The organism is Streptomyces bicolor, assembly GCF_000719285.1.
Lineage (GTDB): Bacteria > Actinomycetota > Actinomycetes > Streptomycetales > Streptomycetaceae > Streptomyces > Streptomyces bicolor.
The window spans coordinates 22,626-30,324 of record NZ_JOFS01000057.1 but is presented as its reverse complement, the minus strand read 5'-3'; the positions used below and the strand labels follow the sequence as shown (position 1 = coordinate 30,324).

The window sequence follows — 7,699 nt, the reverse complement described above, 5'->3', positions numbered from 1 at the left end:
CCGGCTTCGAGTCCGGCGAGGTCGTTGCCGTCCTTGGCGGGTGTCGTGTCAGTGCTGGCCATGGCGGCGGATCTCCCCACGCAGTTCTTCGGTGATCTCCCGGGACAGCTCCGCCACATCGGCGTCCTCGATGCGGCGCGGCTGCGGGATGCCGACCGTCCACTGCCGCGCGACCCGGCCCGGGCGGGAGGACAGCAGGACGACGCGCTGGGCCAGCCGCACCGCCTCGCGCACGTTGTGCGTGACGAACAGGACGGACAGCTGCGTCTCGCGCCAGATGCGGGTCAGTTCGTCGTGCAGGACGTCCCGCGTGATGGCGTCCAGCGCGGCGAACGGCTCGTCCATCAGCAGCAGCTTGCTGTCCTGGGCGAGCGCCCGTGCCAGGGCGACGCGCTGGCGCATACCGCCCGACAGCTCGTGCACCCGCTTGCCGTACGCGCCCTTCAGCCGGACGAGTTCGAGGAGTTCCTCCGCGCGGTCGCGCCGCTCCGCCTTCGGTACACCCCTGAGCTTCAGGGCGAGTTCGATGTTCTTGCCCGCGGTCAGCCACGGGAAGAGGGCGTGCTCCTGGAACATCAGCGCCGGGCGGCCGTCGGTCGTGATGCTGCCCGCGCTGGGCCTGTCCAGCCCTGCCACCAGGTTCAGCAGCGTCGACTTGCCGCAGCCGGACGCCCCGAGGAGGGTGACGAACTCGCCCGGAGCGACATCGAGCGTGATGTCGTCGAGGACGAGTTGCTGCCCGGCCGGGCCGGCGAAGGACTTCGAGACGTGCTCGATGCGCGCGGCGTGCTCCACGGACGCGTCCGTGTCCGCGGCCTTGGCGAGGGCGGTTGCCATGGTCGTCACCTCCTGGGAACTCATCGGGATCAGTGCCTTGCTCACGACTTCACGCCGAGACCGGCGTCGTCGACCTCGGCTTCGCCCTCGGCCTTGAGGACCTTGTTCAGCGGGGTCAGGTCGTAGATGCCGGTCAGATCGGGCTTCTCCAGCAGCCCCGCCTTGACCGCGTGCTCGGCCTCGGTGCCGAGCGTGGCCGCCAGGGGGTCGTCGGTGACCCGGATCGACTGCCACGCCGGGTCGAGCACATCGGCCGGCAGCGCCTTGCCGGTGTCGGCCGCCAACCGGGCGTTCGCCGCGGCCTTGGCGCGCTCCGGGTTCTCGTTGATCCACTTGTTGGTCTTCACCGAGGCGCGCAGCACGGCCTCCACGGCCCGCGGGTGCTTCTCCAGGAAGCTCTGCGACACGACGACGTTCGTGATCACGAACTTCTTGTCCGGCCACAGGTCGGCCTCGTCCAGCATCACCTTCGCGCCTTCGGCGACCAGCTTGGACGCGGTCGGCTCGGGTACCCAGGCGCCGTCGATCGAGCCCGACCTGTAGGCGTCCGGCATCACCTTGTTGTCGGTGCGGACGACCGAGACGTCGCCCTGGCCGCTCTCCGCGTCGACCTGCCAGCCCTGCTCGGAGATCCAGTTGAGGAACGCCACGTCCTGGGTGTTGCCGAGCTGCGGCGTGGCGATCTTCTTGCCCTTGACGTCCTTCAGGGACTTGATCTTCTCGGGGTCGACGACGAGCTTCACGCCCCCGGACGCCGAACCGGAGATGATCCGCAGGTTCGTGCCGTTCGACTTGATGTAGCCGTTGACGGCGGGGGAGGGCCCGATCCAGCCGATGTCGAGGGAGCCGGAGTTCAGCGCCTCGATCTCCGAGGGGCCGGCGTTGAACGTGGCGTACTCCGCCGTCGTCCCGCCCAGCTCCTTCTGGAACAGCCCCTCGTGCCGGCCGACCAGCGCGGTGGCGTGGGTGAGGTTCCCGAAGTAGCCGATCCGCACCGAGTCCAGGCCGTCCACCTTGGCCGCGCCCGCGATGGCCTGCTCGGTGTTCTCCTTGGCCTGCGAGCCGTAGCCGCAGGCCGCGAGGGCCAGCAGCGGCAGCGCGGCCAGGACGGCGAACGTCCGTCGCAGGGCGGGGGTGGCAGGCACGGGAGGTGTTCCTCTCGGTGGCCCGGCGCTCACGCCCGTGTCAGGTCGTGGCCGGGGAATCGGCAGGTTCGTGCGGAACGGCGCGCATGTGGTGCACGCGGGTCAGCGCACACATCGCGACACTCCGCCCTGCCCGCTGCCAAGGGCGCCGCTGCCGACGCGACCGCCCTCCTTCGCGAACGTGGAGTAGTAGTCGAGGACCCTCATCTCAGAAGTCCCACCCGTCGTCCTCGGCCTCGTCCTTGACCGGCTCAGGCGAGGCGAACGACTCGCCGACCATGCCCGCGGTGAGCGTGGTGCCGTCGCTGGGGTCGATCAGGATGAAGGAGCCGGTGCGGCGCGAGTCGGCGTAGGAGTCGACCGGCAGCGGCTCGGCGGTACGGATCTTCACCCGGCCGATGTCGTTGGCGACGAGCTGTCCCGGGTGCGGGTGCAGGGACAGGTCGTCGAGCGTGAGCCGGGACGGGATGTCCTTGACGATCGCCTTGACCGTGCGGGTGCCGTGCTTGAGCAGCACACGGTGGTTGACGGTCAGCGGCTGGTCGGCGACATGGCAGACCGTGGCCTCGATGTCCTGCGTGGTCGCGGGCGCGTCCTTGGTCGGCACGATCAGATCGCCGCGCGAGATGTCGATGTCGTCCTCCAGCAGGACGGTCACCGACTGGGTGGTCCACGCGATGTCGACCGGCTCGCCCAGCAGATCGATGCCGGAGATCTTCGACGTGCGGCCCGACGGCAGCACGGTCACCGACTCGCCGACGCGGAAGGAACCGGCGGCGATCTGACCGGCGTAGCCCCGGTAGTCCGGGTGCTCGGCGGTCTGCGGCCGGATCACGTACTGCACGGGGAGGCGCGCGTGGCAGTGCCGCAGGTCGTGGCTGACCGGGACCGTCTCCAGGTGCTCCAGGACGGTCGGGCCGCCGTACCAGTCCATGGTCGCGGACGGCTCCACGACGTTGTCCCCGGCGAGCGCCGAGATCGGGATCGCGGTGACCTCGGGGACGCCCAGCTCGGTGGCGTACGCCGTGAACTCCTCGGCGATCGCCGCGAAGACGGACTCCTGGTAGTCGACCAGGTCCATCTTGTTCACCGCCAGCACCACGTGGGGGACACGCAGCAGCGCGGCGATCGCGGCGTGCCGGCGGGTCTGCTCCACGACGCCGTTGCGGGCGTCGACCAGGATCACCGTCAGCTCGGCCGTCGACGCGCCGGTGACCATGTTGCGGGTGTACTGCACATGGCCCGGAGTGTCGGCCAGGATGAACCGGCGCCGGGGCGTGGCGAAGTAACGGTACGCCACGTCGATCGTGATGCCCTGCTCCCGCTCGGCGCGCAGACCGTCGGTGAGCAGCGCGAGGTCGGGGGCGTCCTGCCCGCGTGAGGCCGAGGCGCGCTCCACGGCCTCCAACTGGTCGGTGAGGATCGACTTGGAGTCGTGCAGCAGCCGGCCGACGAGGGTGGACTTGCCGTCGTCGACGGAGCCCGCGGTGGCGAACCGCAGCAGGGTGGTGGCCGAGAGCTCCTCGGTCGTCGTCGTGCTCATGCTTAGAAGTACCCCTCGCGCTTACGGTCTTCCATCGCGGCCTCGGAGAGCTTGTCGTCGGCGCGGGTGGCGCCGCGCTCGGTGAGCCGGGAGGCGGCGATCTCGGTGATGACCTGCTCCAGCGTCTCGGCGTCCGAGTCGACGGCACCGGTGCAGGACATGTCGCCCACGGTCCGGTAGCGCACGAGCCGCTTCTCGACCGTCTCGCCGTCCTTTGGCCCGCCCCACTCGCCGGCGGTCAGCCACATGCCGCCGCGCTTGAACACCTCGCGCTCGTGCGCGAAGTAGATCTCCGGCAGCTCGATGCCCTCACGGGCGATGTACTGCCAGACGTCCAGTTCGGTCCAGTTGGACAGCGGGAACACGCGGACGTGCTCGCCGGGCGCGTGGCGGCCGTTGTACAGGTTCCACAGCTCGGGCCGCTGCCGGCGCGGGTCCCACTGCGAGAACTCGTCGCGCAGCGAGAAGACCCGCTCCTTGGCGCGCGCCTTCTCCTCGTCCCGGCGTCCACCGCCGAAGACCGCGTCGAACTTCTCGCTCTGGATCTTCTCGGTCAGCGGCACGGTCTGCAGCGGGTTACGGGTGCCGTCCGGGCGCTCCTTGAGCACCCCGCGGTCGATGTAGTCCTGCACCGACGCGACGTGCAGCCGCAGGCTGTGCTTCTCGACCGTGCGGTCCCGGTACTCGATGACCTCGGGGAAGTTGTGCCCGGTGTCGACGTGCAGCAGCGAGAAGGGGATCGCCGCCGGGGCGAACGCCTTCAGGGCGAGGTGCAGCATGACGATGGAGTCCTTGCCGCCGGAGAACAGGATCACCGGCCGCTCGAACTCACCCGCCACCTCACGGAAGATGTGCACCGCCTCGGACTCCAGCGCGTCCAGGTGCGAGAGGGCGTACGGGGAGTCCGTACCCTCCTCCACTGTGGCGACGGTCGCCGTCATGCCAAACCCCTTTCGCTGAGCAGGGCGTACACGGACGCCGCGGACTCCTGCACGGTCTGGTTCTGGGACTCGATGCGCAGATCGGGCGACTCGGGTGTCTCGTACGGGTCGTCGACCCCGGTCAGACCCGTCAGCTCGCCCGCGGCCTGCTTGGCGTACAGACCCTTCACATCGCGTACGGAGCACACCTCGACCGGAGTGGCCACGTGGATCTCCAGGTACGGCGCCCCGCTCTCCTGGTGGCGCTTGCGCACCGCGTCCCGGCTGTCGGCGTAGGGCGCGATCACGGGGACGAGCGCCTTGACGCCGTTTCGGGCGAGCAGTTCGGCGAGGAAGCCGATGCGCTGCACGTTGGTGTGCCGGTCCTCGCGGCTGAAGCCGAGGCCCGCCGAGATGAACTCGCGGATCTCGTCGCCGTCGAGCACCTCGACGCGGTGGCCCTCCTCGCGCAGCCGGCCGGCCAGCTCGTAGGCGATGGTGGTCTTGCCGGCGCTCGGCAGACCCGTGAGCCAGACGGTGGCTCCGCTCGTCACGTGGTTCTCCAGGTTCGCAGAAGAATCGGTCATGGTCAGCCGTGCAGCCCGCACTCGGTCTTGGCACGTCCCGCCCAGCGCCCGGCGCGTGCGTCCTCGCCCTCCAGGACGCGGCGGGTGCAGGGAGCGCAGCCGACGGACGCGTAGCCGTCCATCAGGAGAGGGTTCGTCAGGACGCCGTGCTCGGCGACGTACGCGTCCACGTCGTCCTGGGTCCAGCGGGCGATCGGGGAGATCTTCACCTTCTGCCGCTTCTCGTCCCAGCCGACGACCGGGGTGTTGGACCGGGTCGGGGACTCGTCGCGGCGCAGGCCCGTCGCCCAGGCCACGTAGCCCTTGAGCCCGCGCTCCAGCGGCTCGACCTTGCGCAGCCTGCAGCACAGGTCGGGGTCGCGGTCGTGCAGCTTGGGGCCGTACTGCGCGTCCTGCTCGGCGACCGTCTGGCGCGGGGTGAGGGTGATGACGTTGACGTCCATCACGGCCTCGACCGCGTCGCGGGTGCCGATGGTCTCCTCGAAGTGGTAGCCGGTGTCGAGGAACACGACGTCCACGCCGGGCATGGCGCGGGAGGCGAGGTGGGCGACCACCGCGTCCTCCATCGACGAGGTCACGCAGAAGCGCTTGCCGAAGGTGGCGACCGCCCACTGGAGGATCTCCAGCGCGGAGGCGTCCTCCAGATCACGGCCCGCCTGCTCGGCGAGCGCCTTGAGATCCTCGGTCGTGCGCTCTTCCTGAATCGCGGTCATATCTCGTCTCCCCCTGCGTCGTTGTGCTGAAGACCCCGGGCGAGCAGCCCGAGGAACTTCAACTGGAATGCGCGGTTGCACGCCGCGCATTCCCACGCGCCGTGGCTGCCCTCCAAGGCCTCACTGGGCCGGAGGTCCTCGTCGCCGCAGTACGGGCAGTAGAAGGGGGCGGCCCGCTCGCTCATGGCCCCTCCTTTCGCTGTCGTTCGCTGACGCTCACGACAGTGCCTCCTCGGAGGCGCGCGCGGCCCAGGTGGCGAACCGCTCGCCGTCCTCGCGCTCGTCCTGGAACCGCTTCAGCACGCGCTCGACGTAGTCGGGCAGCTCCTCGGAGGTGACCTTCAGGCCACGCACCTTGCGGCCGAAACCGGCCTCCAGGCCGAGCGCGCCGCCCAGGTGCACCTGGAAGCCCTCGACCTGCTCGCCCTGGTCGTTGAGGACCAGCTGGCCCTTGAGGCCGATGTCCGCGACCTGGATACGGGCGCAGGCGTTCGGGCAGCCGTTGATGTTGATGGTGATCGGCTCGTCGAAGTCCGGGATCCGGCGCTCCAGCTCGTCGATCAGCTGGGAGCCGCGGGCCTTGGTCTCGACGATGGCGAGCTTGCAGTACTCGATGCCGGTGCAGGCCATGGTGCCGCGCCGGAAGGGGGAGGGCTTGGTGGTCAGGTCCAGGGCCTCCAGGGCCTCGGCCAGCGACTCGACCTGTGCCTCCTCGACATCGAGGATGATCATCTTCTGCTCGACCGTGGTACGGACCCGCCCGGAGCCGTGCGCTTCGGCCAGCTCGGCGATCTTCGTCAGGGTCGCGCCGTCGACGCGGCCGACTCGCGGTGCGAAGCCGACGTAGAAACGGCCGTCCTTCTGCCGGTGCACACCGACGTGGTCCCGCCAGCGCTCCACGGGCTGGGCCGGCGCGGGGCCGTCGACCAGCTTGCGCTTGAGGTACTCGTCCTCCAGCACCTGGCGGAACTTCTCCGCGCCCCAGTCGGCGACCAGGAACTTCAGACGGGCACGGGTACGAAGGCGCCGGTAGCCGTAGTCGCGGAAGATCGAGATGACGCCCTCGTAGACGTCCGGGACCTCGTCCAGCGGCACCCAGGTGCCGAGCCGGACGCCGATCTTGGGATTGGTGGACAGGCCGCCGCCGACCCACAGGTCGAAGCCGGGGCCGTGCTCGGGGTGGTTCACGCCGACGAAGGCGACGTCGTTGATCTCGTGCGCCACGTCCAGCAGCGGCGAGCCCGAGATCGCGGACTTGAATTTGCGGGGCAGGTTGGAGAACGCCTTGTTGCCGATGATCCGGCGCTGGATCTCGTCGATGGCCGGGCTGCCGTCGATGATCTCGTCCGCGGCGATCCCGGCGACCGGCGAGCCGATGACGACACGGGGCGTGTCACCGCAGGCCTCGGTGGTGGACAGGCCGACGGCCTCCAGGCGGTTCCAGATCTCGGGCACGTCCTCGATCCGGATCCAGTGGTACTGGACGTTCTGCCGGTCGGTGATGTCCGCGGTGCCGCGCGCGAACTCCTGCGAGATCTCGCCGATGACGCGCAGCTGCTGCGTGGTCAGCCGGCCGCCGTCGATCCGCACCCGCAGCATGAAGTAGGAGTCGTCCAGCTCCTCCGGCTCCAGGATCGCGGTCTTGCCGCCGTCGATCCCGGGCTTGCGCTGGGTGTACAGCCCCCACCAGCGCATACGGCCACGCAGATCGTTCGGGTCGATGGAGTCGAAGCCGCGCTTGGAGTAGATCGTCTCAATGCGTGTCCGCACATTGAGACCGTCGTCGTCCTTCTTGAACTGCTCGTTGCCGTTGAGCGGGGTGAAGTGCCCCGCGGCCCACTGACCCTCACCGCGGTGACGGCTCACCTTGCGGCGGGGAGTCGCGGCGGCAGGTTTCTGCGGGGTGGCGGCCATGGTTGATACGTCCTTCGGGACAGGCGGGCAAGCGGCTCTG

The 7,699-nt window shown here is 69.6% G+C and carries 8 protein-coding genes; all 8 read right to left on the bottom strand.

Features of this window, described 5'->3' with window-relative positions; genetic code table 11:
* Window positions 1–48: 48 nt before the first annotated feature.
* Window positions 49–837, bottom strand: a complete 789-nt coding sequence (locus IF78_RS0140660; protein ID WP_031487681.1) for an ABC transporter ATP-binding protein — start codon at window positions 835–837, stop codon at window positions 49–51.
* Window positions 838–878: 41 nt separating this feature from the next.
* On the bottom strand, window positions 879–1,982 hold the full coding sequence (locus tag IF78_RS0140655; RefSeq protein ID WP_031487680.1) for an aliphatic sulfonate ABC transporter substrate-binding protein: 1,104 nt from the start codon (window positions 1,980–1,982) through the stop codon (window positions 879–881).
* A gap of 208 nt (window positions 1,983–2,190) precedes the next feature.
* On the bottom strand, window positions 2,191–3,525 hold the full coding sequence (locus tag IF78_RS0140650; protein WP_031487678.1) for a sulfate adenylyltransferase subunit 1: 1,335 nt from the start codon (window positions 3,523–3,525) through the stop codon (window positions 2,191–2,193).
* 2 nt (window positions 3,526–3,527) lie between these two features.
* Window positions 3,528–4,466 (bottom strand): sulfate adenylyltransferase subunit CysD, encoded by a 939-nt coding sequence (gene cysD / locus IF78_RS0140645; protein ID WP_031487677.1) that lies wholly within the window; start codon window positions 4,464–4,466, stop codon window positions 3,528–3,530.
* On the bottom strand, window positions 4,463–4,999 hold the full coding sequence (gene cysC, locus IF78_RS0140640; RefSeq protein WP_037642557.1) for an adenylyl-sulfate kinase: 537 nt from the start codon (window positions 4,997–4,999) through the stop codon (window positions 4,463–4,465). The genes cysD and cysC overlap by 4 nt, the downstream gene beginning before the upstream one ends.
* 35 nt (window positions 5,000–5,034) lie before the next feature.
* A complete protein-coding gene (locus IF78_RS0140635) occupies window positions 5,035–5,745 on the bottom strand; it encodes a phosphoadenylyl-sulfate reductase (RefSeq protein ID WP_031487675.1) in 711 nt (236 codons plus the stop codon).
* On the bottom strand, window positions 5,742–5,930 hold the full coding sequence (locus tag IF78_RS0140630) for a hypothetical protein (protein ID WP_031487674.1): 189 nt from the start codon (window positions 5,928–5,930) through the stop codon (window positions 5,742–5,744). The genes IF78_RS0140635 and IF78_RS0140630 overlap by 4 nt, the downstream gene beginning before the upstream one ends.
* A 31-nt stretch (window positions 5,931–5,961) precedes the next feature.
* Window positions 5,962–7,659, bottom strand: a complete 1,698-nt coding sequence (locus IF78_RS0140625; protein WP_031487673.1) for a nitrite/sulfite reductase — start codon at window positions 7,657–7,659, stop codon at window positions 5,962–5,964.
* Window positions 7,660–7,699: the final 40 nt, after the last annotated feature.

Coding starts and splice junctions, on each gene's coding strand:
- IF78_RS0140660 (WP_031487681.1), bottom strand. CDS start 837: ATGGCAACCGCCCTCGCCAAGGCCGCGGACACGGACGCGTCCGTGGAG.
- IF78_RS0140650 (WP_031487678.1), bottom strand. CDS start 3,525: ATGAGCACGACGACGACCGAGGAGCTCTCGGCCACCACCCTGCTGCGG.
- cysD (WP_031487677.1), bottom strand. CDS start 4,466: ATGACGGCGACCGTCGCCACAGTGGAGGAGGGTACGGACTCCCCGTAC.
- IF78_RS0140635 (WP_031487675.1), bottom strand. CDS start 5,745: ATGACCGCGATTCAGGAAGAGCGCACGACCGAGGATCTCAAGGCGCTC.
- IF78_RS0140630 (WP_031487674.1), bottom strand. CDS start 5,930: ATGAGCGAGCGGGCCGCCCCCTTCTACTGCCCGTACTGCGGCGACGAG.
- IF78_RS0140625 (WP_031487673.1), bottom strand. CDS start 7,659: ATGGCCGCCACCCCGCAGAAACCTGCCGCCGCGACTCCCCGCCGCAAG.